The organism is Pseudomonas zhanjiangensis (assembly GCF_041027545.1).
GTDB classification, from domain to species: domain Bacteria; phylum Pseudomonadota; class Gammaproteobacteria; order Pseudomonadales; family Pseudomonadaceae; genus Aquipseudomonas; species Aquipseudomonas zhanjiangensis.
In genome coordinates this window covers 17,102-41,473 of the sequence record NZ_JBFTEG010000020.1, presented here as the reverse complement: position 1 = coordinate 41,473, position 24,372 = coordinate 17,102, and the positions used below count along the sequence as shown (strand labels likewise).

Annotated in this window: 24 protein-coding genes and 1 pseudogene; 9 read left to right on the top strand and 16 right to left on the bottom strand. The window is 65.3% G+C overall.

Features of this window, described 5'->3' with window-relative positions:
- The first annotated feature begins 169 nt into the window (after positions 1-169).
- Positions 170-481, top strand: a complete 312-nt coding sequence (locus AB5S05_RS19105) for a hypothetical protein (RefSeq protein WP_369289114.1) — start codon at positions 170-172, stop codon at positions 479-481.
- Between the two features lie 553 nt (positions 482-1,034).
- On the opposite strand, the pseudogene AB5S05_RS19100 reads toward AB5S05_RS19105, so the two are convergent.
- Both AB5S05_RS19100 and AB5S05_RS19095 read right to left on the bottom strand, forming a co-directional pair.
- Positions 1,035-1,889: pseudogene (locus AB5S05_RS19100) on the bottom strand (universal stress protein); the annotation flags it as partial.
- Between the two features lie 651 nt (positions 1,890-2,540).
- Complete coding sequence (locus tag AB5S05_RS19095; protein WP_369289113.1) at positions 2,541-3,776, bottom strand: NADH:flavin oxidoreductase/NADH oxidase family protein; 1,236 nt, start codon at positions 3,774-3,776, stop codon at positions 2,541-2,543.
- 78 nt (positions 3,777-3,854) lie between these two features.
- Between AB5S05_RS19095 and AB5S05_RS19090 the strand changes: the two genes are divergently transcribed.
- The 3 genes from AB5S05_RS19090 to AB5S05_RS19080 all read left to right on the top strand — a co-directional run bounded on the left by AB5S05_RS19090 (position 3,855) and on the right by AB5S05_RS19080 (position 8,387).
- Positions 3,855-4,283 (top strand): MerR family transcriptional regulator, encoded by a 429-nt coding sequence (locus tag AB5S05_RS19090; protein WP_369289112.1) that lies wholly within the window; start codon positions 3,855-3,857, stop codon positions 4,281-4,283.
- Positions 4,284-4,425: 142 nt separating this feature from the next.
- Positions 4,426-6,063: a VRR-NUC domain-containing protein gene (locus AB5S05_RS19085; RefSeq protein WP_369289111.1), complete on the top strand. Its 1,638-nt coding sequence runs from the start codon at positions 4,426-4,428 to the stop codon at positions 6,061-6,063.
- Positions 6,060-8,387, top strand: coding sequence for a helicase C-terminal domain-containing protein (locus AB5S05_RS19080; protein WP_369289110.1), 2,328 nt, complete (start codon positions 6,060-6,062; stop codon positions 8,385-8,387). Before AB5S05_RS19085 ends, AB5S05_RS19080 begins: the two co-directional genes overlap by 4 nt.
- 18 nt (positions 8,388-8,405) lie before the next feature.
- Here the strand turns inward: AB5S05_RS19080 and AB5S05_RS19075 are convergent, their stop codons facing one another.
- Together AB5S05_RS19075 and trhA are read right to left on the bottom strand one after the other, a co-directional pair.
- Positions 8,406-8,843, bottom strand: a complete 438-nt coding sequence (locus AB5S05_RS19075) for a nucleoside deaminase (protein WP_369289109.1) — start codon at positions 8,841-8,843, stop codon at positions 8,406-8,408.
- Positions 8,844-8,912: 69 nt separating this feature from the next.
- Positions 8,913-9,530: a PAQR family membrane homeostasis protein TrhA gene (trhA, locus tag AB5S05_RS19070; RefSeq protein WP_369289108.1), complete on the bottom strand. Its 618-nt coding sequence runs from the start codon at positions 9,528-9,530 to the stop codon at positions 8,913-8,915.
- 458 nt (positions 9,531-9,988) lie between these two features.
- Between trhA and AB5S05_RS19065 the strand changes: the two genes are divergently transcribed.
- On the top strand, positions 9,989-10,405 hold the full coding sequence (locus tag AB5S05_RS19065) for a CBS domain-containing protein (RefSeq protein ID WP_369289107.1): 417 nt from the start codon (positions 9,989-9,991) through the stop codon (positions 10,403-10,405).
- A gap of 9 nt (positions 10,406-10,414) precedes the next feature.
- On the opposite strand, the gene pfkB is transcribed toward AB5S05_RS19065, so the two are convergent.
- Positions 10,415-11,395, bottom strand: coding sequence for a 6-phosphofructokinase II (pfkB, locus tag AB5S05_RS19060; RefSeq protein WP_369289106.1), 981 nt, complete (start codon positions 11,393-11,395; stop codon positions 10,415-10,417).
- A gap of 137 nt (positions 11,396-11,532) precedes the next feature.
- Here pfkB and AB5S05_RS19055 point away from each other — a divergent pair, with 137 nt between their 5' ends.
- The 4 genes from AB5S05_RS19055 (at position 11,533) to cmoB (ending at position 14,450) form a co-directional block, all read left to right on the top strand.
- Positions 11,533-11,925: a protease inhibitor I42 family protein gene (locus AB5S05_RS19055; protein ID WP_369289105.1), complete on the top strand. Its 393-nt coding sequence runs from the start codon at positions 11,533-11,535 to the stop codon at positions 11,923-11,925.
- 178 nt (positions 11,926-12,103) lie between these two features.
- Positions 12,104-12,676: a hypothetical protein gene (locus tag AB5S05_RS19050; protein ID WP_369289104.1), complete on the top strand. Its 573-nt coding sequence runs from the start codon at positions 12,104-12,106 to the stop codon at positions 12,674-12,676.
- 32 nt (positions 12,677-12,708) lie between these two features.
- On the top strand, positions 12,709-13,485 hold the full coding sequence (gene cmoA / locus AB5S05_RS19045; RefSeq protein WP_369289103.1) for a carboxy-S-adenosyl-L-methionine synthase CmoA: 777 nt from the start codon (positions 12,709-12,711) through the stop codon (positions 13,483-13,485).
- Positions 13,482-14,450, top strand: a complete 969-nt coding sequence (cmoB, locus tag AB5S05_RS19040; protein ID WP_369289102.1) for a tRNA 5-methoxyuridine(34)/uridine 5-oxyacetic acid(34) synthase CmoB — start codon at positions 13,482-13,484, stop codon at positions 14,448-14,450. Before cmoA ends, cmoB begins: the two co-directional genes overlap by 4 nt.
- A gap of 89 nt (positions 14,451-14,539) precedes the next feature.
- On the opposite strand, the gene pdxJ is transcribed toward cmoB, so the two are convergent.
- The 11 genes from pdxJ to AB5S05_RS18985 all read right to left on the bottom strand — a co-directional run bounded on the left by pdxJ (position 14,540) and on the right by AB5S05_RS18985 (position 24,355).
- Positions 14,540-15,286 (bottom strand): pyridoxine 5'-phosphate synthase, encoded by a 747-nt coding sequence (gene pdxJ, locus AB5S05_RS19035; protein WP_369289101.1) that lies wholly within the window; start codon positions 15,284-15,286, stop codon positions 14,540-14,542.
- Positions 15,279-15,977, bottom strand: a complete 699-nt coding sequence (recO, locus tag AB5S05_RS19030) for a DNA repair protein RecO (RefSeq protein WP_369289100.1) — start codon at positions 15,975-15,977, stop codon at positions 15,279-15,281. Before recO ends, pdxJ begins: the two co-directional genes overlap by 8 nt.
- A 50-nt stretch (positions 15,978-16,027) precedes the next feature.
- On the bottom strand, positions 16,028-16,930 hold the full coding sequence (gene era / locus AB5S05_RS19025) for a GTPase Era (protein WP_369289099.1): 903 nt from the start codon (positions 16,928-16,930) through the stop codon (positions 16,028-16,030).
- Positions 16,923-17,612: a ribonuclease III gene (gene rnc, locus AB5S05_RS19020; RefSeq protein ID WP_369289098.1), complete on the bottom strand. Its 690-nt coding sequence runs from the start codon at positions 17,610-17,612 to the stop codon at positions 16,923-16,925. Before rnc ends, era begins: the two co-directional genes overlap by 8 nt.
- A complete protein-coding gene (locus tag AB5S05_RS19015; protein WP_369289097.1) occupies positions 17,609-17,986 on the bottom strand; it encodes a DUF4845 domain-containing protein in 378 nt (125 codons plus the stop codon). Before AB5S05_RS19015 ends, rnc begins: the two co-directional genes overlap by 4 nt.
- 98 nt (positions 17,987-18,084) lie before the next feature.
- Positions 18,085-18,939: a signal peptidase I gene (gene lepB, locus AB5S05_RS19010; RefSeq protein WP_369289096.1), complete on the bottom strand. Its 855-nt coding sequence runs from the start codon at positions 18,937-18,939 to the stop codon at positions 18,085-18,087.
- Positions 18,940-18,944: 5 nt separating this feature from the next.
- Entirely contained in the window at positions 18,945-20,744 is a 1,800-nt protein-coding gene (gene lepA / locus AB5S05_RS19005; RefSeq protein ID WP_369289095.1) for a translation elongation factor 4, read from the bottom strand.
- Between the two features lie 148 nt (positions 20,745-20,892).
- Positions 20,893-22,329 (bottom strand): DegQ family serine endoprotease, encoded by a 1,437-nt coding sequence (locus AB5S05_RS19000; RefSeq protein ID WP_438943597.1) that lies wholly within the window; start codon positions 22,327-22,329, stop codon positions 20,893-20,895.
- 30 nt (positions 22,330-22,359) lie between these two features.
- A complete protein-coding gene (locus tag AB5S05_RS18995; RefSeq protein WP_369289094.1) occupies positions 22,360-22,815 on the bottom strand; it encodes a SoxR reducing system RseC family protein in 456 nt (151 codons plus the stop codon).
- Positions 22,812-23,762 carry a MucB/RseB C-terminal domain-containing protein gene (locus AB5S05_RS18990; protein WP_369289093.1) on the bottom strand — a complete coding sequence of 317 codons (951 nt, stop codon included), beginning with the start codon at positions 23,760-23,762 and terminating at the stop codon, positions 22,812-22,814. Before AB5S05_RS18990 ends, AB5S05_RS18995 begins: the two co-directional genes overlap by 4 nt.
- A gap of 8 nt (positions 23,763-23,770) precedes the next feature.
- A complete protein-coding gene (locus AB5S05_RS18985) occupies positions 23,771-24,355 on the bottom strand; it encodes a sigma-E factor negative regulatory protein (RefSeq protein WP_369289092.1) in 585 nt (194 codons plus the stop codon).
- Positions 24,356-24,372: the final 17 nt, after the last annotated feature.

The following is a 24,372-nucleotide window of genomic DNA, read 5'->3' as shown; positions in this document are numbered from 1 at the left end:
CGGCCGCTGGCGATACCGGCAGGCATGTCGCAGGCTCTTCCGCGCTCGGCCCGGTCTCGGAGCACCTACGCTATAGATGACAGCCCGCGCGCCGTGTCGGTTGCTCGGCCGCGCCGGGTGCAATGAGCCTGCGCTCGCCGCCTATTTTTTCATCGCAAGGAGATCAGCCATGATGATTGCCCGTTGGAGCATCGATGCGAAGTTCGGCTACAAGCAGAATGTGATCGACCTGATGCAGCGCTGGATCCGCGAGATCGCTCCCCAAGTTGGCTTGGGCGCGGACAAGATGCGCCTGCTCACCGGCTCGATCGGCGCGCTGGAGGCAACCGTGCAGACAGAGCACCTGATCAGCGACCTCAGCGAACTCAATCAGGCCTGGGAAAAGCTGGCGACCATCGAGGCGCACAAGCAATGGAGCAAGGAACTCGAGCCCCATGTCGTTTCCGGGACCAACCGCTGGGAAATCTACCGCGTCCTGTAACCTCGGTTGCCAATGGCTGGTGACGCCGCCACGCCAACCCACTCGCCGCCTTGCGACAGGCAAGGCGGCATGGGCTAAGAGGCTGCGCCGCTACGCCGCCGACTTTGGCCTGGTGGTGCTGATGGCCAACCAAGCGGGCCCCTCCGGCGGCTACCGGGTGGCCGGCAGAAGCGCCCTCTGGGCTGCCGGCACCGGCAGCCAACGGGTCAAGGCGACCAGGCAATCGACCGACTGGGGGGCGAATGCCTGGCGCTGTCCATCTGAAGTCGTCCCGCCCGCGCCGGCGAACCAGCGGACGCAGCAATCCCTCCAGCTGACAGCCGGGATACGCCACAGCCCCGCGGGAAAGGCCGGACTTGCCCCGCGGGCATGCGACGCCTACCAGCCGGCGACCGGCCCGGTCCCGCTAGCGGGCGAGGCGACCGGCCCTCTCGCCCTGGCTCACGCCGAGCGCCGGATCAGCGCTTGATTGAGCCGCGGGAACCTCCAGGTGTGCACTGTGGCTGTAGGGCCAGGAGTGGATGGCCCCATCCACCACGCGGTCGTGCGGGGGCGAGGCCAGCTCCTCCAGGTGGCGAATGATGTCGTCGGGCTTGAGCACCAGCAGGTCGCAGTTCAGGCTGTCGAGAATGTTCTCCGCGGTATTGCCGATCAGGGTGCCGGACAAGCCACTGCGGGCGACGCTGCCGATCACCGTCAGCGCCACGCCAAGCCGCTCGGCGACCGCCGGGATCAGCGATTCGGCCGGCCCCTCGACCAGGTGCAGGCGCTCATCGCCGACCTCGTACTCGGCCTGCAGCGCCCGGCAATGCGCCAGGTACAAGGCCTGGACGCTCTCGCGAACCTGGAAGGTCGGATCGCTGGCCATGAGTTCGGGACAGGGATAGGCGGACATCATGTGCAGGGAGCCGCCGGTCATCTTGGCGATGTCATAGCCATGGCTGACGATGCCGGCATGCAGGACCCGATGATCGAGATCGCTATTGCCGGCGTCGATGGCCGCGAGAATGGTCCCACCCGCCCAGGGCCTGGTGCTCTTCACGATCAGCACCGGGCAGGGGCAAAAACGCAGGAGCTTCCAGTCTTCCGACGGCAGGATGGTTTTGAGCAGGGGGTTGTCGGGCAGGTGCTGCTTGATCACCAGGCCGCATTCATGCTCCTGCTGCACGGCAATGACGGTCTGGTGCAGGCTGTGATCCCAGGCCTGCTGAGCGCTGACGCTGAAGCCCTCCTCGCGCAGAGCTTGCTCGGTGTCTTGCAAGGCGGATGACAACTGAACCTTCTTGTCACAAGCCAGCAGGTGCAAGTGTGATTCGGTGGCGCTGGCGATCAGCTTGGCTCTGTCGAGAAGCAGAGCGTCGGGCTGCTGTGCATCCATCACCACCAGAGTGCTGCGAATGGTTTGCATAACTAGCGTCCTGTGCGTGAGTACGATGGATATCGACTCGGCGGATCGCACGCATTGACGGACTGCCCTGTCCCTCCGTCGAGCCTAGGGTCGCAGGCGTGGTCGGTAAAAAACTGGCAGGCGACCACTCAGCTTGAAGTTCGCTGCCGATACCGCCGGTGCACTGACGGTTACATCTGGCGGACGCGTCCCTCGAGGTGGATGAGCGGGCCGCTGCCGACCCAATGAAAATGAACGCCTCCTGCAATGGGTACCTAAACGTCGTTGTGGCTATCGAGTGAGCGAGCCCTGGGGCATAGCTGGCCAATGAGTTCAATTCGAAGGGAATGCGACCTGGAAGGAACCGCAGAAACCATGACCAAGCATCTATCCGAAACACCTCTGCACTGCAGCTAGCCCGTGACCTGCGGGCGAAACCTTCGAGGGGGGTGATGGCGGTTCATTACCTGTGCTCCAGCGCAGCTCCCTGACCTTCTAAGCCCTGATTCCTGTTCGCTCGACTCAAGCTTTACTAGTGTGGGTACACCCGCAGACGATGCCAAGGTCACCAGTCGATTGACTTAAGCCGATTCGCGCTTATGCCAATGACCAGTTGATCTATCCCTTGGCTGCGATCCAGCGTGCGGGCGTGTCTTATTGGTCGACTGACCCTCAGCTGGTCGCTCGCGCGGCCATCCAGCGGCGGTACTGGCGCGTGCGCCTGGCCGTGGCGAACTGCTCCAGCAGCAGCGCGCGCAGGGGCGAGACCTGCGGATGCGGCAAGCGTCCACGGCTGAGCCGGCGCAGCTGGAACTTGACCACCGCCATGTAAGCCAAAGAGGCCAACGCCTTGTTCTTCCAGCGCAGGGGGGCCAGTTGCGGGTGACTGTCGCGGCCGGCCAGCCATTCGCGCGGCAACTGCGGATTGATCGCCAGGGCCGTGGCGATGCCGGCCATGGCCACGCCGCTGGCGAGTACCTGCTCGACCACGGCGCGGCGGCGAATGCCACCGGTGACCATCACCGGCATCCGGGCGACACCGGCGATGCGCTCGGCGAACTCCAGAAAATAGGCCTCGCGCGCCAGACTGCGGCCATCGCGGACATCGCCCTGCATGGCCGGCGCCTCGTAGCTGCCGCCGGACAACTCGACCAGGTCGACGTCCAGCTCGTTGAGCATCTGGACCACCCGGCAGGCATCCTCGGCGTCGAAGCCTCCGCGCTGAAAGTCCGCCGAATTGAGCTTGACCGCCACACAGAACTGCGGCGCAACCGCCGCGCGCACCGCCCTGACCACCTCCAGCAGCAGCCGCGCGCGGTTTTCCAGCGGGCCGCCCCATTGGTCGCTGCGCCTGTTGCTCAATGGCGAAAGGAACTGGCTGAGCAGGTAGCCGTGGGCGGCGTGGATCTGCACGCCGCTGAAGCCGGCCTGCTCGGCCAGCTGCGCGGTGCGCACGAAACGCCGGATCACCTCGGCGATATCCGCCTCGTCCATGGTCTTGGGCACGGCGAACAACCTCGACAGGCGCCCCAGCTCCAACGCCACGCTGGATGGCGCCAGCGCCTGCTGACCGAGACTGGCCTGGATCTGCCGCCCCGGATGATTGAGCTGCAACCAGAACTGGGCGCCCTGGCTCCGGCCGATACGCGCCCACTGACGAAAGCCCTCGAGCTGCCGCTCATCCTCCAGCACCACACCGCCGGGGCCGGTCATGGCGCGACGATCGATCATCACATTGCCGCTCAGCAGCAGGCCGGCCCCGCCATCGGCCCAGCGCTGGTAGAGGCGTCGCAGCTCGGCGGAAGGGCCCTGCTCGGCATCGGCCAGGTTTTCCTCCATGGCCGCCTTGGCGATACGGTTGGGGATGGTGGTGCCATTGGGCAACTGCAGTGGCTGGAACGGCGACATAGGAAGGCTCCTCATGGGTGACGCGAGGATGCTAAGGTTAAAGTCAACTTTAATGTCAAGCGGCCACGGAGCGCGTCTATGAAGATTGGTGAACTGGCCAAGCGCAGCGGGCTGCCCCCTTCGCGGCTGCGCTTCTACGAGGCCAGCGGCCTGATCGGCGGCGTCAGGCGCCAGGCCAACGGCTACCGCGACTACCCACCGCAGACCCTGCAGACCCTGGAGATCATCGGCTGTGCCCAGCAAGCCGGCTTCAGCCTGGAACAGATTCGTCGGCTGCTGCCCGATCCGGATCAGCAACACTGGGCTCATGACGAACTGCTCGCCAGCCTGCGCGCCAAGGTCGCCGAGATCGAAACGCTGCAACAGCGGCTGGGGCAGAACAAGACGCAGCTGCTGGCGATCATCGCCAGTATCGAGGACAAGCCCGACGGCATGCACTGCACGGCAAACGCCGAACGAGTGCTGGCGCAAATGAAAGGCGAACCGCCCCAAGGCCAGGCGTCTTGAACCGCAGCGCCTGGCGGGTCTAGCCTTCGCAGCCCACGGCAAGCAGGGTTTTCCGGCGACGCCCACGCCCTCCCATCCATTGCTGATTGCAAAGCCGGCGCCACGCTGATATCTGTACATGCAAACAGTGCCCGGCCCCATCATGCAGCCCCCGCTCGATTCCGCCCTCTACTACCTGACCAACTTCCACAAGGCCCTGGCCTGGCTCCAGGCACGTCATCACGACCTGCTGCTGGACGAAGAACTGGCCCTGCTGCGGCAGTTCGGCGAACTCGCCCTGCCCGCCCAGGCCCTGCTGGTGCGCATGATCATGCGCAAGGGCGTGCACTTTCGCGCCAGCAAGCTGAACTACGCGGAGATCGGCTGCCCGCTGCAGGCCGCCGAGGCGCTGCTCGACCATGGCTGGGTGCGCGAAGACGCCGAGCTGGAGCCGGCGCAATTGTTCGCCCTGCTGCGCAAGGCCGAGATCATCGAACACTTCGCCGTCGGCGCGCGCAGGTCCCTGAAGAAGGCCGAGCTGCTCGAGCTGCTGGCGGCCGAGCGTCCTGGGCCACGCCCCTTCGCCGACTGGTGCCCCGGCCTGGACGAGCGGGTGTTGAGCCTGTGCATCGACGGGTTGTGCGAACGCCTGCGCCTGATGTTCTTCGGCAACCTGCGCCAGGACTGGTCGGAGTTCGTCCTCGCCGACCTCGGCATCTTTCGCTACGAGCCGGTCGAACTGAGCCAGGACTCCCGCGCCTTTCGCCGGCGCGCCGACGTCGACTGCTACCTGCAGCTGCAGCGCTGCCGCGAGCGCTTCGAGGCGGGCGAGCCGATCGGCACGGTCCTCGCGCAGATCGACCGGCTCGACTGCGCCACGCCCTTTCTCGCCGCGCGGCGGGCCAAGCTGCTGTTCCGCCTGGGCCAGCAACGGGAACGCGAGGGCCAACTGGACAGTGCCCTCGCCTGCTACGCCGACTGCCGGTACGCCGGGGCCCGCGTGCGCCGCATCCGTCTGCTGGAGCGCCTGGCCCGCCCGGCCGAGGCCCACGCCCTGGCCAGTCAGGCCGCCCTGGCAGCGGAAGATGACAGCGAAGCCCAGGCCGTGCAGCGAGCGCTGTCGCGCCTGAATCGCCAACTCGGCCTGGCGCCACCGCCCAAGCCCAGGGAGCCGCAGCCCTCGCGGATCGAGCTGAGGCTGCCCAGGGCCGCCAATCAGAGCGTCGAGCAGGCGGTACAGGCCCACCTGAGCGAACCGCACGGGCCGGTGCACTATGTCGAGAACAGCCTGATCTGCAGCCTGTTCGGCCTGCTGTGCTGGGAGGCGATCTTCGCCCCGCTGCCGGGCGCCTTCTTCCACCCGTTCCACAGCGGCCCGGCCGACCTGCTCAGCTCCGACTTCCACGCGCGCCGCGCCGAACTGTTCGGCGAGCGCCTGGCACTGCTGGAGTCGGGCGCCTACCGCGAGGCGATCCGCCAGACCTATGCGCAGAAGTTCGGCACCCAGTCGCCCTTCGTGTTCTGGGCCGCGCTGGAGCAACCCTTGCTGGAGCAGGCGCTCGCCTGCCTGCCGGCGGCGCACCTGCGTGCCTGGTTCGAGCGCCTGCTGCGCGACATCAGGGCCAACCGCACCGGCATGCCGGACCTGATCCAGTTCTGGCCGGCGCAGCGGCGCTATCGGATGATCGAGGTGAAAGGCCCCGGCGACCGCCTGCAGGACAACCAGCGGCGCTGGCTGGCCTTCTGCGCCGAGCATGGCATGCCGGTGGATGTGTGCTATGTGCAATGGTCGGACACATGAGCGACAGGATCATCCCGATTCGGCCGCTGCCTGAGCGGCGCACCCTCTACCGCGTCGCGGTACGCGCACTGTGCGAGTTCACCGCCAAGGTCGGCGACCTGGACCTGCGCTTCACGCCCTCGCCCACCGCCCAGGAGGGCATGGCCGGCCATGCCATGGTGGTCGCCCGGCGCGGCGCCGGCTACCAGGCCGAACTGCCCCTGAGCGGCGAATACCAGGGCCTGCAGGTGCGCGGCCGGGCCGATGGCTACGACCCGGAGGCAAACCGCCTGGAAGAGATCAAGACCCACCGCGGCGACATCGCGCGCATCCCGCAGAATCACCGCCTGCTGCACTGGGCCCAGGCCAAGGTCTATGGCTGGCTGCTGTGCGAGGAGCGCGGCCTCGACGAAATCGACCTGGCGGTGGTCTATTTCAATGTGCTGAGCCAGCACGAAACCAGTTTCCACGAATCCTTCAGCGCCGAGCAGCTGCGCACCTTCTTCGAGCTGCAGTGCAACCGCTTCATCGCCTGGGCCGAGCAGGAACGCGAGCACCGTCGCCTGCGCGACCTGGCCCTGGCGCGCCTGCGCTTTCCCCATGCGCAGTTTCGCAGCGGCCAGCGCCAGCTGGCCGAAGCGGTGTACCGCGCCGCCCGCGACGGCCACGGCCTGATGGCCCAGGCCACCACCGGCATCGGCAAGACCCTGGGCACCCTGTTTCCGCAGCTCAAGGCATTTGCCGAGCAGGGTCTGGACCGTCTGTTCTTCCTCACCGCCAAGACCCCCGGCCGGCGCCTGGCCCTCGATGCCCTGGCGACCCTGCGCGCACAGGAGCAGGCGATGCCGCTGCGGGTGCTCGAGCACGTCGCCCGCGACAAGGCCTGCGAGCACCCGGACAAGGCCTGCCACGGCGACGCCTGCCCGCTGGCCAAGGGCTTCTACGACCGCCTGCCCGCCGCCCGTCAGGCCGCCCTGGAGCGCCGCTGGCTCAATCAGGACGGCGTGCGCGAGGTGGCCCTGACCCATGGCGTCTGCCCCTACTACCTGAGCCAGGAGCTGTGCCGCTGGGCCGATGTGGTGGTGTGCGACTACAACTACTACTTCGACATGGGCGCTCTGCTGCACGGCCTGACCCAGCTCAACGAGTGGCGGGTCTGCCTGCTGGTGGACGAGGCGCACAACCTGATCGAGCGCGCTCGCGGCATGTACAGCGCCGAGCTGGAACTGGGCCGTTTCCAGGCCCTGCGGCGGATCGCCCCGGCGTCGCTGAAGGGGCCGCTGGAGCGGGTCCAGCGTCACTGGCAGCAACTGCAACAGGACCAGGAGGCGGCCTACCAGGTCTACCCGACCGCCCCGGACCTGTTCGTCATGGCGCTGCAGAAGGCGGTCGGCAGCGTCACCGACCACCTGAGCGAACAACCGGCGGGCAATGCCGCCGAACTGCTGCGCTTCTACCTGGACGCCATGCTGTTCTGCCGCCTGGCTGAGGCGTTCGGCCCCCACTCGCTGTTCGATATCAGCCGCAGCGACGATCTCGGCGGACGAGTGCTGTCGACCCTGTGCATCCGCAACATGGTGCCGGCGCCCTTCCTCGCTCCACGTTTCGAGGCGGCCCATAGCGCCACGCTGTTTTCCGCGACCCTGAGCCCGGCCCGCTATTACGCCGACCTGCTCGGCCTGGCCGAGACGACGCCCTGGATCGATGTCGAATCGCCGTTCAGCGCCACGCAACTGCAGGTGCAGGCGGTCAGCAACCTGTCGACCCGCTACGCCCACCGCGACTCCTCGCTGGCGCCGATCGCCGCGCTGATGGCCCGCCAGTTTGCCAGCCAACCGGGCAACTACCTGGCCTTCTTCAGCAGCTACGCCTATCTGCAGGCGGCGCTCGACGCCTTCGTCGGCGCCCATCCGCATGTGCCGGTGTGGGTGCAGTCGCGACAGATGGATGAAAGCCAGCGTCAGGGCTTCCTCGAGCGTTTTCGCAGCGGCGGCCAGGGCATCGGTTTCGCCGTGCTCGGCGGCGCCTTCGGTGAAGGCATCGACCTGCCCGGCGAACGCCTGATCGGCGCCTTTATCGCCACCCTCGGCCTGCCGCAGATCAACCCGGTCAACGAACAGATCAAGCTGCGCATGCAGGAGTTGTTCGGCGCTGACTTCGGCTACGACTACACCTACCTGTTCCCCGGCCTGCAGAAGGTGGTGCAGGCCGCCGGCCGGGTAATCCGCACCCAAAACGATCGCGGTGTGGTCTACCTGATCGACGACCGCTTCAACCAACCGGCCGTGCGCCGCCTGCTGCCAAGCTGGTGGCGGGTCGATCGCTGCCGCCTGCCGCTACGTTAGAGCGCCGGGCAGCCGGGCCTACTCGCCGATGTCTTCATTCCACAGTTCGGGGCGGGCGGCGATAAAGTCCTCCATCAGCGCCACGCACGTCGCCTCTTGCAGCACCTCGACCTCCACGCCCCGCGACCTGAGCAATTCTTCCTCGCCCATGAAGGTCTGGTTCTCGCCGATGATCACCCTCGGAATGCCGTACAGCAGGATCGCCCCGCTGCACATCGCGCAAGGCGACAGGGTGGTGTAGAGCACCGACTCGCGGTAGGTCTGGGCCGACTGGCGACCGGCGTTCTCGAAGGCATCCATCTCGCCATGGCGGATGGCGCTGCCCTGCTGCACCCGGCGGTTGTGTCCACGACCAATGATCCGGCCCTGATGGACGATCACCGAGCCGATCGGAATGCCGCCCTCGGCCAGGCCCTGTTGGGCTTCCTCGATTGCCGCTTGCATGAAGGGATCCATGCTGACTCCTGTTGCCACTGACTGAAGCTGAGGGCCAGGGACGGCGCACCGTCCCGGTTTGTCCTGCGTCTATAGCACATAGCGCCCAACGGCGATGAAATGCAGCAGGCTGCCGGTCATCACGAACAGGTGCCAGATCCCGTGCCAATGGCGGAAACGCTCGTCATAGACGAAGAACACGATACCCACTGTGTAGCACAGCCCCCCGGCGGCCAGCCAGGCGAAGCCCGCCGTACCCAAGGCGGCGAGCAGGGGTTCGACCGCCACCAGGACGATCCAGCCCATCAGCGTATAGATCACCAGGGATAACACCCGCGCCTCCGAGCGCGGCTTGATTTCCTGCAGCATGCCGATCAGCGCCAGGCTCCAGACGATGCCGAGCAGCCACCAGCCCCAGGGGCCTGCCAGCGTGACCAGGCAGAAAGGGGTGTAGCTGCCGGCAATCAGCAGGTAGATCGACAGGTGATCGAACTTGCGCATGATCACTTTCGCGCGGCCGCGCAGGCTGTGGTAGAGGGTCGAGATGCTGTAGAGCAGCAGCAGGCTGAGCCCGTAGACCGCCATGCTGACGATCTTGCGCGGCGAGCCCTCCAGGCTCGCCGCCACCAGCAACCAGACCGCGCCGATGCAGGCCAGCACGGCGCCGACCAGATGAGTCCAGGCGTTGAGTTTTTCTCCGTGATACATGCTTGCCTCAGTCAGGCAGACACAGACGGCCCAATCCCACGAGTTTATGCAGGTTTCGCGCTGGTCAGGCAACAGTGGCGCCCAGGGTTTTCCGCCAGCACCAGCGGCGACTCATCGGCCAAGCAAGGTGCAACAGGACGCACCAAAACGGCCGGCGACGCACCGAGTTAGCCCGTAGCGGCTGATTGATCCGGCCTGCGTCCTAGCCTGTTAGCGGGCATCGGCGGCCAACTTGCGCAGTTACGGAGACATCTGCACGGCATTGAGCCGACTCGGCTTGGAACTTGCTTGACCGCGTTGGCCAGGATAGTCGCCCCATCCTCGACCGCCAGCCGCAGCTGGCGCGCCGCCAGCGCCGATCCGGGCCCAACCAAAAGCTGCACGGCCATGCTGCTCGCTGCCCTGACGGCGCGCGCTCGGCGTGACGCGGCTTCCCTTACCCGCACCGGAGCATCGCCTTGATTTCTGCCCCTATCGCCAGCTGCATGAGCAAAGACTTCGCCCTCATTCATCCCGACATGCCCGTCGTCGAGGCGTCCGCCAAGCTGGTCAGGAAGGCCATGCTGGGCGGCCCGGTGGTCGATGGCGAGGGCAAACTGCTCGGCTGGATCTCGGAACAGGAATGCCTGCAGGTCAGCATCCAGGTGGTCTATCACAACCAGCGGGTGGCAACCGTTCGCGACATCATGCGCGATGATGTGCTCTGCGTGAAGCTCGACGAAGATCCGCTGGCGCTTGCCCAGCAGATGCTTACCGATAAACCCAAGAGCTACCCGGTGGTCGATACCAACCGCAAGGTCGTCGGCGTCATCAATCGTCGTCATATGCTCGACATGCTGGTCAAGCAGCTGGCCACTTTCAGCAAGCCCCAGTGACCTGCGCAGTCAATCCCCGGCGTAGGCCTGCAGCCAGGCGTATAGCTGCTCGGTATCCTCGCGCCGGCATAGGCCACTGCCTTCGGCCATGATCGCCGCGCTACCGGCGGCCACGCCATAGCGAGCGGCCTCCAGCCAATCGGCGCCCGCGGCCAGCTTGAGCGTCACCGCCGCCACCAGGCTGTCACCGGCACCGACAGTGCTGCGCCGGCGCACGGTCGGCGCCGCAATGCGTTCGCTCAGGCCCTCGCGCACCAGCAATGCCCCCTGGGCGCCGAGGGAAACCAGCAGGGTCTGGCATCTGCCGTCCCGCACCAGTTGCCGGGCGGCGCTGGCCAGTTGCTGTGGGCTGCCGATCTCGCCACCGACCAGGGTGTTCAGCTCGTTGAGGTTCGGCTTGATCATGAAGATCCCGCCGACGTCGAGGGCCTGGCGCAGCGCCTCGCCGGAACTGTCGAGGATACAGCGCACGCCACGTCGCGCCGCATCGCGCAGCAGGCGCGGCAGCAGATCATCGGCCAGGCCCTCGGGCAGGCTGCCGCTGATCACCAGGTAGTCCGCGGGCAGTGCCTGCAGCGCGGCCAGCAGCTGCACCTGCTCATCCGCAGCGAGGCGGGCGCCGGGCATGATGAAGCGGTACTGCTGGGCGCTGGCCTGCTCCACCACATTGAAGCATTCACGGGTCCAGTCGGCGATCGCCAGGACCTGACTGGCCACCCCTTCGGCCTCGAGCAGTTCGACCAGATGCTGACCGCTCGAGCCGCCGGCGGGAAACAGCGCCAGGGCGCTGCCGCCGAGCGCATGAATGGCCCTGGCGACATTGATCCCGCCGCCGCCGGGCGCATAGACCGGCGTGCTGCAGCGCAACTTGGCGTCCGCACAGAGACGCGCGACCTGGGTGGCGATGTCCAGCGCCGGACTCAAGGTGAGGGTGACGATCCTCGCGCCTGCGCCCGAGCGACGTTGCGCCTTGCGTGCAGAAATGCCCATGCAGACCTCGGCTATCTGGTTCGTCGGGCTGCCGAGGCCCGACATGCATAAGCCTAGGCCAAGCCGGTGCGACGGGTTACGCCTGCACCGCGCAGCGGCTATGCTGGCAGGCGTTCAACGCAGCCAGGAGCCTCATGATGATCACCGCCCACCGTCTGCTGCTGCCGCTCGGCCTCATCCTGCTGAGCGCCTGTGCTCACCGGCCAGGCAGCCTGAGCGTGCAGGAGCAAAGCGGATGCCCCCTGCAGATGCACAGCGGTCAGCAGTTGATATTGACCCTGCCCAGCAATCCCACCACCGGGTTTCGCTGGCTGATTCGCGACGATGCGGCGCAGGTACTCGCCAGCCTGGGCCCCGAGGTCTACAGCAACCCGGAGGATGCCGGCCTGGTCGGCAGCGCCGGCCAGTCGACCTGGCGCTTCCAGGCCCGCCAGGCAGGCGAAGGCCACCTTCGGCTGACCTACCAGCGCCCGTGGGAGACTGGTGTCGCCCCGGCTAAATCCTTCGAGTGCGCCGTGCGGGTCGAGTGACGACGGCGGTCGACGTGCCCCAGCCTCCTCACCAGAGCCGCTACGGCGGCAAGCACATCGGCGCGTCACGTTCATCGGTGTAACAGCTGCCGTTCGGCTGTTAAGCAAACGCGACAGCCGATAGCGACTAGATTGAGTAGTAGGCATGCAAGGCATCCGACTCTACGAGGAGGACGATATGACAGTCTGCTGGCATCAAGCAGTAGTGATCGTAACCCTGGCCTGCGTGAATGGATGCAGCAGCCTTCTACCCAGTGAACGCGCGGAGATGCGCTCGCCTTTCAGTGATTACCTGGATGCGGAAATCCGTTATTCCCAAGCCGTTCCCGGCGTAACCCGCCGTGCCGACCTGTTCTCCCTGGGCTTCGACCCCCTGGCCCAGGGCAATGGCAAGATGCTCTCGTTCATCGACCTGCGGTTGATGTTCGTACAGCCGAATGTCCCCATCGACTACCTGCCCGACGGGCTGGTGCAGTGCCTGGAGGCCAAGGACCGCTGCGTCGGCTACGCCTTCGAGTTCAACAAGACCGATTCCCAGCGGGTCGGCAGCTTCTGGGCCGACATACTCAACTTCCGCAAGCAGCGCGAAGTCCAGGGCTGGACCTTCAGGGCGGTTTTCGTCCTGGTCGACGACACCCTGGTGCACAAGGTCAGCAACGGCGAGCCGAACATCCGCCGCTTGGAGGTCAAACGCAACCCGCTGGGGCCGCTACAGGGCGCTGGAGAATTCTTTTCCGATCAATTGAAGTAATCCGGTTTGGCTAGGCGGTGCACTTGGCTAAAATGCCAGGTTTTCCAGGCCCCTTCGGACGCACCGTGAGCAAACAACCCGACCGCCTCTTCGCCCAGCCCCTGGCCCAGGTACCGGACTTCGCCTTCAACGAAGACGTGGTCCGGGTGTTCCCGGACATGATCAAGCGTTCGGTACCCGGTTACCCGACCATCGTCGAGAACATCGGCGTGCTGGCGGGCAAATTCGCCCAGCCGCACAGTGTGCTGTACGACCTCGGCGCCTCCCTCGGCGCTGTGACCCAGGCCCTGCGCCGCCATGTGCAACTCGAAGACTGCCGGGTGATCGCGGTGGACAACTCCGCCGCCATGGTCGAGCGCTGCCGCGAATACCTGCACGCCCAGGATGCGATGTTTCAGGAGCTGCTGCCGGTCGAGGTGATCGAGGCCGACATCCTCGCCCTGCCCTTACAGCCCTGCTCGCTGGTGGCGCTGAATTTCACCCTGCAGTTCATCCGGCCGGAGCAACGCTTGGCTCTGCTCAGCCGCATTCGTGAGGCGCTGCTGCCTGGCGGCGCCCTGATCCTCTCGGAGAAGTTGCGCTTCGAAGACGCCGAGCAACATGCCCTGCTCGGCGAGTTGCATATCGCCTTCAAACGCGCCAACGGCTACAGCGAACTGGAAATCGCCCAGAAACGCAGTGCCATCGAGAAAGTCATGCTGCCCGACAGCCTGGAGCAGCACCGTGAACGCCTGCTGGCCGCCGGTTTCAGCCAGGTGGTGCCCTGGTTCCAGTGCCTCAACTTCGCCTCGATGATCGCCCTGCCATGATTAGCCGTCTCGACCTCGACGCCCTGCAGCAGCAACTGGCGGGCACCCCACTGCAAGACTGGGCCGCCGGCCTGCCCGGACAGATCGACGCCAAGCTGGCGATCGGCCACGGTGACCTGCAGCGCTGGTTCGGCGCCGTGCAGGCCTTGCCGCCCCTGCAGGTCGAACACCAGGAACTGCAGCAGCGCTTCAGCTTCGACGGCCCCTGCGACGAATCGACCCGAGCCGCGTTGAAAGGCGCCCTGCAGGGACTGATCCCCTGGCGCAAAGGCCCCTTCGAGCTGTTCGGCGTGCACGTCGACAGCGAATGGCATTCCGACTGGAAATGGCAACGCGTCGCTCCGCACTTGGACCTGTCCGGCAAGCGCGTGCTGGATGTCGGCTGCGGCAACGGCTACTACATGTGGCGCATGCTCGGTGCCGGCGCCGACAGCGTGGTCGGCATCGACCCCAACTGGCTGTTCCTCTGTCAGTTTCTGGCGATCAAGCACTACCTGCCTGAACTGCCTGCGTGGCACCTGCCACTGGCCTTTGAGGAGCTTCCGGCCAGGCTGCAGGGCTTCGATACGGTGTTCTCCATGGGCGTGCTCTATCACCGCCGCTCGCCGATCGACCACCTGCTGGATCTCAAGGACTGCCTGGTCAGGGACGGTGAACTGGTGCTGGAGACGCTGGTGGTGGACGGCGACGCCCAGCAGGTGCTGGTGCCGGAAGATCGCTACGCGCAGATGCGCAATGTCTGGTTCCTGCCGTCCGTGTCGGCCCTGGAGCTCTGGCTGCGCCGTGCCGGCTTCGTCGATGTGCGCTGCGTGGACGTCAACACCACCTCGGTGCAGGAGCAGCGCGCCACCGAATGGATGCGATTCCAGTCGCTGCCTGAGTTTCTCGACCCGGCCGACCACAGCCGCACCGTCGAAGGCCTGCCGGCGCCGACCCGCGCCGTGCTGATCGCGCGCAAGCCTTAACCCAGACGTTGGTGGATGGCTCCGGCCATCCACCCGCGCTCATCCTCTGTAGGGTGGAAACCGCCCAGCGTTTCCACCCGCCATTCGAATCAGCCGCGACTGGCCGCCGCGACTATCAGCTGCTTCATCTCCAGCACCGCCTGCTTGAAGCCGACGAACAAGGCGTGGGCTACCAGGGCATGGCCGATGTTCAGCTCATTGATCCCGGCGATGGCCGCCACTGGCTCGACGTTATGGTAGTGCAGGCCGTGACCGGCATTGACGATCAGCCCGTGGGCCAGGCCGCAGGCGACGCCATCACGGATACGCGCCAGCTCCTTGGCTGCCTCGACCGGCGTCGTGGCATCGGCGTAGCGCCCGGTGTGCAATTCGATGGCCGGCGCACCGACGCGCTTCGAGGCCTCGATCTGCCGTTCCTCAGGATCGATGAACAACGACACCTCGCAACCGATCTGGCTCAGGCGCTGCACCGCGGCAGCAATCCGCGGCTCCTGGCCGGCGACATCCAGGCCGCCTTCGGTGGTCAACTCCTGGCGGGTTTCCGGCACCAGGCAGACGTGGGCGGGGCGAATCTCTTCGGCAAAGGCGAGCATCTCCTCGGTGACGCCCATCTCGAAGTTCATCCGCGTCTGCAGCACCTCCTTGAGCAGGCGCACGTCGCGCTCCTGGATGTGCCGACGGTCTTCGCGCAGGTGCACGGTGATGCCGTCGGCGCCGGCTTCCTCGGCGTCCAGGGCGGCCTTGACCGGGTCGGGATAGCGGGTGCCACGGGCCTGGCGCAGCGTGGCCACATGGTCGATGTTCACGCCCAGCAGAATACGATTGGCATCAGTCACGCGGTGGCTCCTTGAAGGTCATGAATAACTCGCGGCTGACCAGCGGTCTGCCGCCTAGATGGGGGGCCAGGGCCTGGCGCATCAGGCGCTTGGCCGCGGCCAGCGCACCCGGCGCGCTCCAGTCCGCCTCGGCCATGGCCAGCAGCTCGGCGCCCTGGAACACGCCTGGCTGCAGCTGCTCGACCGGCTCCAGCCCCGCATCGGCGCGTAGGCGGTAGAGCCGACCGGCCAGCACCGGCTGCTCGCGCAGATCCCGGTCCAGAGCGAAACCATAGCCCAGTTCGTCGAGCAGGCGCCATTCGAAGGCGCGCAACAGCGGCTCCAGGGCGCGGCCCTGAGCCAAGGCCTGCAGAGTCAGGGCGTAGTGCTCGAACACCTGCGGATGCGGGTCTTCGGCCGGCAGCAGACGAATCAGCAATTCATTCAGGTAGAGGCCGCTGAACAGGGCTTCACCGCCGAGCAGGTTGGCGATGCCGGCGGCCTCGAGGCGGCCGACGGTCTTCAATTCGCCGCGCCCGCGCAACTCGACCTCCAAGGGTACGAAGGGCCGCGCCAGGGTTCCGGCCTTGCCCCGCGCGCCGCGCAGCACCGCCCGCAAGCGGCCCTGCGGGGTGAGCAAATCGACCAGGGCACTGCTTTCCCGGTAGGCACGGCTGTGCAGGACATAGGCGGGCTGACTGGGCGCAAGCATGGCGGGTGACCACTCAGGGTGATGGACGCGGGTGCGCGCCCGGGCGCGACTCAGATGTCGTCGTAACCCAGCGAGCGCAGGGCGCGCTCGTCGTCCGACCAGCCGCTTTTGACCTTGACCCAGAGATTGAGCATGACCTTAGAGTCGAACATCACTTCCATGTCCTTGCGCGCCTCCTGGCCGATGCGCTTGATCCGCTCGCCCTTGTCGCCAATGATGATCTTCTTCTGCCCGTCACGCTCGACCAGGATCAGCGCATGGATGTGCAGAATCCGCCCCTCGCGCTTGAACTCCTCGATCTCCACGGTGATCTGGTAGGGCAGTTCGGCGCCGAGCTGGCGCATGATCTTCTCGCGCACCAGTTCGGCGGCGAAGAAACGGCTGGAACGGTCGGTGACCTGGTCTTCCGGAAAGAAGTGCACGCCTTCCGGCAGGCGTTCGCCGACCAGCTTTTCCAGGACGTCGAGGTTGTGCCCGTGCTGAGCGGAGATCGGCACGATCTCCGCATTCGGCAGCTGCTCGGCAAGCCACTCCAGGTGCGGCATCAGCTCGGCCTTGTCCTCGAGCCGGTCGGTCTTGTTGATCGCCAGAATCACCGGGCCCTGCACATACTGCACCCGCTCCAGGACCATCTGGTCCTCGTCGGTCCAGCGGGTGCGGTCGACCACGAAGATCACCACGTCGACATCCTTCAACGCCGACGAGGCGTTCTTGTTCATGTAGCGGTTGAGGGCCTTCTCGCTGTTCTTGTGCAGACCCGGGGTGTCCACATAGATCGCCTGCACTTCACCCTCGGTCTTGATCCCGAGCATGTTGTGCCGGGTGGTCTGCGGCTTGCGCGAGGTGATCGCCAGTTTCTGGCCGAGGATGTGGTTGACCAGCGTCGACTTGCCCACATTGGGCCGACCGACGATGGCCACATAGCCACAGCGTGTTGCAGGTACATCAGTCATGGCCATTCTCCACACCCAGGGCAATCAGGGCAGCCGCCGCCGCGACCTGTTCGGCGATACGGCGGCTGGCCCCCTGTCCCAGGGTCTTGTCATTCAATAGGCTGACCTGACATTCGACGGTGAATGTCCGGCAATGGGGCTCGCCGAGGATATCCACCACCTCGTAACGAGGCAGCTCGCAGGCGCGCGATTGGAGAAACTCCTGCAGCCGGGTTTTCGGGTCCTTGTTGGTGTCGACCAGGGTCAAACCGTCCAACTCGTTGCTCAACCAGGCCAGCACCCGGTCACGCGCCGCGTCCATGCCCGCATCCAGGTAGATCGCGCCGATCAGAGCTTCCAGGGCATCGGCGAGAATCGACTCGCGGCGAAACCCGCCGCTCTTCAGCTCGCCGGAGCCCAGGCGCAGGTACTCGCCGAGATCGAATCCACGCGCCAGCACGGCCAGGGTCTCGCCCTTGACCAGGCGCGCGCGCAAGCGCGACAACTGGCCTTCGCGCGCCTGTGGAAAACGCTCGAACAGGGCCTCACCGGCGACGAAATTGAGGATGGCATCACCGAGAAATTCCAGGCGCTCGTTGTTGCGCCCGGCGAAACTGCGATGGGTAAGGGCCAGGACCATCAGTTCCTGGTTCTTGAAACGGTAACCGAGCTGGCGCTCGAGGCGATCTAACGAAGCAGTCACGGCATACGTACGCGGAATTCTTTATCGAAATGCACCACCAGATCGATGTTCTCGATCAGCGGCTCACGTTTTTCATACTTCAGGTGGGCGCGAAACTCGTTGTTCTCCAGTTTTACCTTCAGCACCTCCTTGACATCCAGGTCGCGAATGCTGTTGACCTCCATGCCTCTGACAACATGGCCATAGAATGCGCCGACGCTGCGGACATCCTGAGAGGCATCGGTTTCCACCGAGGTGATGATCTTTTCCATCGACATATAGTCGAGGTAATGCGGCAGTACCTTGAAGACCGCGCTGGCGAGGAACGCCACCACCGCCAGCACAACCAGCCAGCTCAGTATCGACAAGCCTTTCTGTGAACGTGCAAATTTCATCTTTGCCCCCTAGTTCGACCGATGTGAGTGCCCGCTGGGCCAAGCCTATATTTCGCCTGGGGCGCCGTATTGAACGACGCCACAAATTGGCCATGTCGTCAGTGAATCAGGCCGACACGGGTGAAGTTGGGCAGGTTGCGCACCTTCGGATCCGGCCAGCTCATCCAGATCGCGAAGGCCTTGCCGACGATGTTGCGATCCGGAACCATGCCCAGCAGCTCCTTGGGTATCCGCGGATCGTTCCAGTAGCGGCTGTCGTTGGAGTTGTCGCGGTTGTCGCCCATCATAAAGTAATGCCCCTGCGGCACCAGCCACTCGCGCCCGGGCTCGATGCGATAGCGCTTCATTTCCTTGCGGATCTGGTGCTCGGTCTCGCCCAGTTGCTCTTCATAGAGTGCCACGCTGCCGAGACTGCCCGGCTCTTCGCCAAGCAGCTGCTGGGCCACCGGCTGACCATTGATGAACAGGCGCTTGTCGCTGCCGTAACGGATGCGATCCCCGGGCAAGCCGACCACGCGCTTGATGTAGTTGATGTTCGGGTCGCTCGGGTAACGGAACACCATGACATCACCGCGCTGCGGATCGCCCACCTCGATCACCTTGGTGTCCAGCACCGGCAGACGAATGCCATAGGCGAACTTGTTGACCAGGATGAAGTCGCCCACCTCGAGGGTGGGCTTCATCGAGCCGGACGGGATCTGAAACGGCTCGACCAGAAAGGAGCGCAGCACCAGCACGATCGCCAACACCGGGAAGAACGACTTGCCGTACTCCACCAGCAGCGGCTCCTTGCTCAGACGCTCGACCACCGCCTCGTCCGGCTCGCCGACCTGCCCCTGATAGCTGGCAATCGCCTCGCGTCGGCGCGGCGCCAGGAACAGCAGATCGAATAGTGCCAATACACCACAGACGGCGACGGCGATAACCAACAGCAGCGGGAAATTGATCGACATAAGCCCTAACTATCCACCTTGAGAACCGCCAGGAAGGCTTCCTGTGGAATCTCCACGTTGCCCACCTGCTTCATCCTTTTCTTGCCGGCCTTCTGTTTCTCGAGCAACTTGCGCTTACGGCTCACATCGCCACCGTAGCACTTGGCCAACACGTTCTTCCTGAGCGCCTTGACGGTCGTACGGGCAACGATCTGCCCGCCAATCGCGGCCTGGATTGCCACATCGAACATCTGCCGCGGGATCAGCTCCTTCATTTTCTCGGTCAGGGCGCGGCCCTTGAAGTGGGCCTTGTCGCGGTGAACGATGAGCGCCAGGGCATCGACTTTCTCGCCGTTGATCAACACGTCCAGCTTGACCAGATTGGCCGACTGGAAACGGTCGAAACTGTAGTCCAGCGAGGCATAACCCCGGCTGACCGACTTCAGGCGGTCGAAGAAGTCCAGCACCACCTCGTTCATCGGCAGGTCGTAGGACACCTGCACCTGGCTGCTGAGGAACTGCATGTCGCGCTGCACGCCACGCTTCTCGATGCACAGGGTGATGACGTTGCCCAGATGCTCCTGAGGCACCAGGATATTGGCGCGAACGATGGGCTCGCGCATGTCCTCGATCGAGGACAGGTCCGGCAACTTGGACGGGTTGTCGACGTAGATCGTATCGCCGTTCTTCAGCACCACTTCGAACACCACGGTCGGCGCGGTGGTGATCAGGTCCAGGTCGTATTCGCGCTCCAGGCGCTCCTGGATGATCTCCATGTGGAGCATGCCGAGGAAGCCGATGCGGAAGCCGAAACCCAGGGCATCGGAGCTTTCCGGCTCGTACTGCAGGGCGGCATCGTTCAGGGTCAGTTTCTGCAGGGCTTCGCGGAAGTCCTCGAAGTCGTCCGAGCTGACCGGGAACAGGCCGGCATACACCTGCGGCTTGACCCGCTTGAAGCCGGGGAGCATTTCCACGTCGGGGGTGCTGGAGAGGGTCAGGGTGTCGCCGACCGGTGCGCCATGGATATCCTTGATACCGGCGACGATGAAGCCCACTTCGCCGGCTTTGAGGTCTGCGGTGCTGGTGAGCTTCGGGTTGAATACGCCGACGTTGTCCACCTGATGGATCTTGCCGGTGGACTTGACCAGCACCTTGTCACCCTTCTTGATCCGCCCGTGACGCACCCGCACCAGGGACACCACGCCCAGGTAGTTGTCGAACCAGGAGTCGATGATCAGGGCCTGCAAGGGCGCCTCGATCTCGCCGGTAGGCGGCGGAATCACCTGCACCAGGCGCTCCAGCACCTCGTCCACACCCATGCCGCTCTTGGCGCTGCAGGCCACGGCATCGGTGGCGTCGATGCCGATGATGTGTTCGATTTCGCCCTTGACCTTCTCCGGGTCGGCCTGGGGCAGATCCATCTTGTTCAACACCGGCATGACCTCGAGGCCCTGCTCGATGGCGGTGTAGCAGTTGGCCACCGACTGCGCCTCGACCCCCTGACCGGCGTCGACCACCAGCAACGCGCCTTCACAGGCGGCCAGCGAGCGGCTGACTTCATAGGTGAAGTCGACGTGCCCGGGGGTGTCGATGAAGTTCAGCTGATAGGTCTTGCCGTCGCGCGCCTTGTAATACAGGGTCACGCTATGCGCCTTGATGGTGATGCCGCGCTCGCGCTCCAGGTCCATGGAGTCCAGCACCTGGGCCTCCATTTCACGCTCGGACAGGCCGCCGCACATCTGAATGAAGCGATCGGCCAGGGTCGACTTGCCATGATCGATGTGGGCGATGATGGAAAAATTGCGGATATGACTCAGGTCACTCACAGGACAACACTCAAAAAGGCCGCAGGCGACTGCCCGCCGAAAATAGCCGCGAAGTTTACCCGATCGGCGCCACGCACGTCACGCCCGGGCGCCGACTGGCCAACGCAAGAAGGGCGACCCTGGTCGCCCTTCTTGCGTTGGCCTGCGTTTATTCGGCGAGTTTGAAGGTAATGAAGCTGGCACGTCCCTGACGCAGCACCCGCATCGATACCGAGCGGTTCTTCGGCAAGCTCTGCGCCACCTGGGCGAAGGTCTTGGCCGAATCGATCGCCTGATTGTTCAGGTGAGTGATCACATCGCCCGGACGCAAACCGATCATGGCAGCCGGACCATCGAGCACTTCCTTGATGACCACGCCACCCTGCAGATCCAGCGCCTTCTTCTGCTCGCCGGTCAACTCGGCCACCTTGACCCCGAGTCGATTGCTGCTCCGCTCTACCCCCGGCCCCTCCATGCCGGCCAGCTCGACTCCCTCTTCCGGAAGGGCACCGATCAGCACCTGCAGACTCTTGCGCGAGCCCTCGCGCACCACTTCCAGGTTGGCCTTGCTGCCCGGCTTCAGCGCGCCCACCAGATGGGGCAGATCCGCCGACATCACGATCGGCTTGCCGTTCATACTGAGAATGACATCGCCGACTCGCAGACCACCCTTGGCCGCCGGACCGCCATCAAGCACCTGGGCAACCAGCGCACCAGCCGGCTTGTCCAGGCCAAAGGACTCGGCCAGATCCTTGTTCACTTCCTGAATCACCACCCCCAGCCAGCCACGACTGACCTTGCCGTCGGCCTTCAACTGCTCGGCCACGTCCATGGCCACGCTCATCGGTATCGCGAAGGACAGCCCCATGAAGCCGCCGGAACGGGTGAATATCTGCGAGTTGATGCCGACCACCTCTCCGTCGAGGTTGAACAGCGGACCACCGGAGTTGCCCGGATTGATCGCCACGTCGGTCTGAATGAAGGGCACATAGCTCTCGTTCGGCAGGCTGCGCCCCTTGGCACTGACGATACCGGCCGTCACCGAGTGATCGAAGCCGAAGGGCGAGCCGATGGCCAGCACCCACTCACCGACCTTGAGCTCCTCGGACTTGCCCAGACGCACCGTCGGCAGGTCCTTGCCGTCGATCTTGAGCAGGGCGACATCGCTGCGCGGGTCGGTGCCGACCAGTGTGGCCTGCAACTCACTGCGATCGGACAGGCGCACGACTATCTCATCGGCGTCGGCGATCACATGGTTGTTGGTCAGCACATAACCATCGGCGGAAATGATGAAACCGGAACCCAGCGACTGGGCCTCGCGTTGACGACCGCCCCCCGGCGCCCGCGGCACCTGGGGAATGCTGCGTTCGAAGAACTCGCGAAACGCCGGCGGCAACCCCTCCAGATCCGGAATACTCAGCGCCCCACCGCCAGACGACATGCGCTCCGGCAGCTTCTGCCGGGTACTGATGTTGACCACGGCAGGCGAGGCCTCCTCGACCAACTCGGTGAAATCGGGCAGCTGAGCCTGGGCGACGAGCGCCTGCCCACACAACAACACCGCCAATAACGAGGTGACATACAGCTTGAGACTAGGCATCGACATTCAACTCCCCATCCATTTCGAGCAAAAACCCTAAACCACCAAGGCCGAGCCGGCGAGCACGGCACGCACCACTACCGGCTGCAAGGCCGGATCGTCCGCCGTTCGCCCACTGCGCCAGCGAACCCCCAGCCAGCCCGCGATCAGGCCGAGCAGGGCGAAAAGAATCACCAGCGGCTCGCCGAGCGCGAGTTGCTCGGCGAGCACGGCCGCCGCGAACAACCCCAGCAACGGAACCAGATAGACCAGCAACGAGCCACGCACCAGCAGCTCCTCGCGCACGCCTATCACCACCGCATCGCCGATATTCAACTGCAGATCGCAGAGCGCGCGCACATGAGCACGACGCCCACCGACGCCCAGCGTTTCCAGCACCCCCTGACCGCAGCCGGCCTTTACCGAGCAGCTCGAGCAGGTGCTACGGCGCAGAGTCTCCACCCAGACGGCGCCAGGCTCGATCGCCACCACACGCCCCTGCTCTTCGATCATTGCCCCTCTCCGGCTACGGCTGCACGCATCGACAGCGCCACACGCTCCGCCGTGCCCAGTGGAATCTCACCGACCACGGTCACCATCACGTCGCCGCCAGCGGTCGACAACCGTCGCGAGACCGCCGCCGTCGGCCCGATCTGGCGGCGGGCGTCATCGACCTTGGCGCCCCTCAGCGGCTCGAGAAACACCGAGAAGCGCGCCAGGCCATCCCCGTATACCATCCAGGCGACCGGCGCATCCGCCGCCGAACCAGGACGCTCGACCACCGAATCCAGGGTAAAGCCAGGCGGCAACCAGTCCGAGCGCCAGGCCTCGGCAACGGTCTGCTGCGATGGCGCGACCTGCACCGGCCGGCAATCGGCGCCAGGCCGTAGCGCCTGCTCCGTCGGCTTGGTCGAGACATCCAGGCGGGTGAACTGAAAGCGCTCGAGCAATTGCCCCTTGTCATTCAGCAGCAACGATTTCAGCGGCAGGCTGCTCTCGCGGTCCAGGTGCAATTCGACGCCATAGCGGTGCTGATCACGCGGCACCAATGCCAGGACCACCGCCGGGCGACCCGCCACCCGCGACTCGCCGATAAGGCGCAGCTCATACCACTTGCGCAGTTGGCCGACTCTCAGGTTTCGCGCGGGCCACTGCCCATCAACCACCTGGTCGATCAGGGTGCCACCGACACAATGCGTGCGGCCATCGACGCGCACCACTTCCTGCGCCGTGCCATCGAGCTGCAGCAGGCGCTCGCGCACGCGCCCGCCCTCATCCACCCGATGCCAGATGCCATGACTGGAGAAACTGCCGTTGCGCTCGTAGACGAAAGTCCCCTGAAAGCTGCGACTGCGCTCGGCCTCGACCAGGCGTTGCAACCAGTCCTCGGCCCCGGCCGCCGAGGCCGCCGAGGCCAGCCAGCTGGCCAACAGGACGAGTGCAAGGCGAGTCAAACGCATGCGCCTACTCAACGGTTTTCAAGGCTGGCTGCGCGCGCATAGGGCAGCGCGCCCTCGCTCACGCTCATGGCGGCCTGCTGGGCATGCTGGCGCAGATAGGCGGGCAAGCGCCGCTCGTACCAGCCTGACTGCGCCGCGTCCACGGCAGCCTCTTGCTCACCGACGCTGCTGAAACCGGCCAGCATGGCCGAACCCTGCGCCTGAGGCACAGACAAGGCTGGCTGCACGCTTTGCTGTTGCGCCAGCTGCGCACCGGTAATCTCGTCCTGGTTGTACAGACGCACACCCACCAGCACCGCCACGGTGACCGAGGCCGCCACGGCCAAGCGGGCCACGGTGCGCCAAGGTCCGCGGATCCCGCCGCGCGCTGCGGGGATCTGCTCATCGGCCAGGGCCGCCGACACCGCCGCGGCGATATCCAGGCGCGGCTCAAGCAGCTCCTTGTGCATCACGGCGCGGGCGATCTGGTAGCGCGACCACGTATCGCGTAACTCGGCGTCATCACTCGCGCCGAGCACACGCCGCAACTCCAGTTCGTCCGCTTCGTTATCCATCACCGCGGACAGCGATTCCTTCAGGGCTTCACGACTCATGGCGGTTCCTCTCTTGG

What these genes read in the sequence shown, in the direction of transcription:
- lepB (WP_369289096.1), bottom strand. Translation starts at nt 18,939, where the DNA reads ATGTCGATCAATTTCCCGCTGCTGTTGGTTATCGCCGTCGCCGTCTGT.
- cmoB (WP_369289102.1), top strand. Translation starts at nt 13,482, where the DNA reads ATGATTAGCCGTCTCGACCTCGACGCCCTGCAGCAGCAACTGGCGGGC.
- AB5S05_RS19015 (WP_369289097.1), bottom strand. Translation starts at nt 17,986, where the DNA reads ATGAAATTTGCACGTTCACAGAAAGGCTTGTCGATACTGAGCTGGCTG.
- AB5S05_RS18990 (WP_369289093.1), bottom strand. Translation starts at nt 23,762, where the DNA reads ATGCGTTTGACTCGCCTTGCACTCGTCCTGTTGGCCAGCTGGCTGGCC.
- AB5S05_RS19055 (WP_369289105.1), top strand. Translation starts at nt 11,533, where the DNA reads ATGATCACCGCCCACCGTCTGCTGCTGCCGCTCGGCCTCATCCTGCTG.
- AB5S05_RS19000 (WP_438943597.1), bottom strand. Translation starts at nt 22,329, where the DNA reads ATGTCGATGCCTAGTCTCAAGCTGTATGTCACCTCGTTATTGGCGGTG.
- AB5S05_RS19085 (WP_369289111.1), top strand. Translation starts at nt 4,426, where the DNA reads ATGCAGCCCCCGCTCGATTCCGCCCTCTACTACCTGACCAACTTCCAC.
- AB5S05_RS19090 (WP_369289112.1), top strand. Translation starts at nt 3,855, where the DNA reads ATGAAGATTGGTGAACTGGCCAAGCGCAGCGGGCTGCCCCCTTCGCGG.
- era (WP_369289099.1), bottom strand. Translation starts at nt 16,930, where the DNA reads ATGACTGATGTACCTGCAACACGCTGTGGCTATGTGGCCATCGTCGGT.
- AB5S05_RS19095 (WP_369289113.1), bottom strand. Translation starts at nt 3,776, where the DNA reads ATGTCGCCGTTCCAGCCACTGCAGTTGCCCAATGGCACCACCATCCCC.
- trhA (WP_369289108.1), bottom strand. Translation starts at nt 9,530, where the DNA reads ATGTATCACGGAGAAAAACTCAACGCCTGGACTCATCTGGTCGGCGCC.
- AB5S05_RS19105 (WP_369289114.1), top strand. Translation starts at nt 170, where the DNA reads ATGATGATTGCCCGTTGGAGCATCGATGCGAAGTTCGGCTACAAGCAG.
- AB5S05_RS18985 (WP_369289092.1), bottom strand. Translation starts at nt 24,355, where the DNA reads ATGAGTCGTGAAGCCCTGAAGGAATCGCTGTCCGCGGTGATGGATAAC.
- AB5S05_RS19050 (WP_369289104.1), top strand. Translation starts at nt 12,104, where the DNA reads ATGACAGTCTGCTGGCATCAAGCAGTAGTGATCGTAACCCTGGCCTGC.
- AB5S05_RS19075 (WP_369289109.1), bottom strand. Translation starts at nt 8,843, where the DNA reads ATGGATCCCTTCATGCAAGCGGCAATCGAGGAAGCCCAACAGGGCCTG.
- AB5S05_RS19080 (WP_369289110.1), top strand. Translation starts at nt 6,060, where the DNA reads ATGAGCGACAGGATCATCCCGATTCGGCCGCTGCCTGAGCGGCGCACC.
- AB5S05_RS18995 (WP_369289094.1), bottom strand. Translation starts at nt 22,815, where the DNA reads ATGATCGAAGAGCAGGGGCGTGTGGTGGCGATCGAGCCTGGCGCCGTC.
- cmoA (WP_369289103.1), top strand. Translation starts at nt 12,709, where the DNA reads ATGCCAGGTTTTCCAGGCCCCTTCGGACGCACCGTGAGCAAACAACCC.
- pfkB (WP_369289106.1), bottom strand. Translation starts at nt 11,395, where the DNA reads ATGGGCATTTCTGCACGCAAGGCGCAACGTCGCTCGGGCGCAGGCGCG.
- recO (WP_369289100.1), bottom strand. Translation starts at nt 15,977, where the DNA reads ATGCTTGCGCCCAGTCAGCCCGCCTATGTCCTGCACAGCCGTGCCTAC.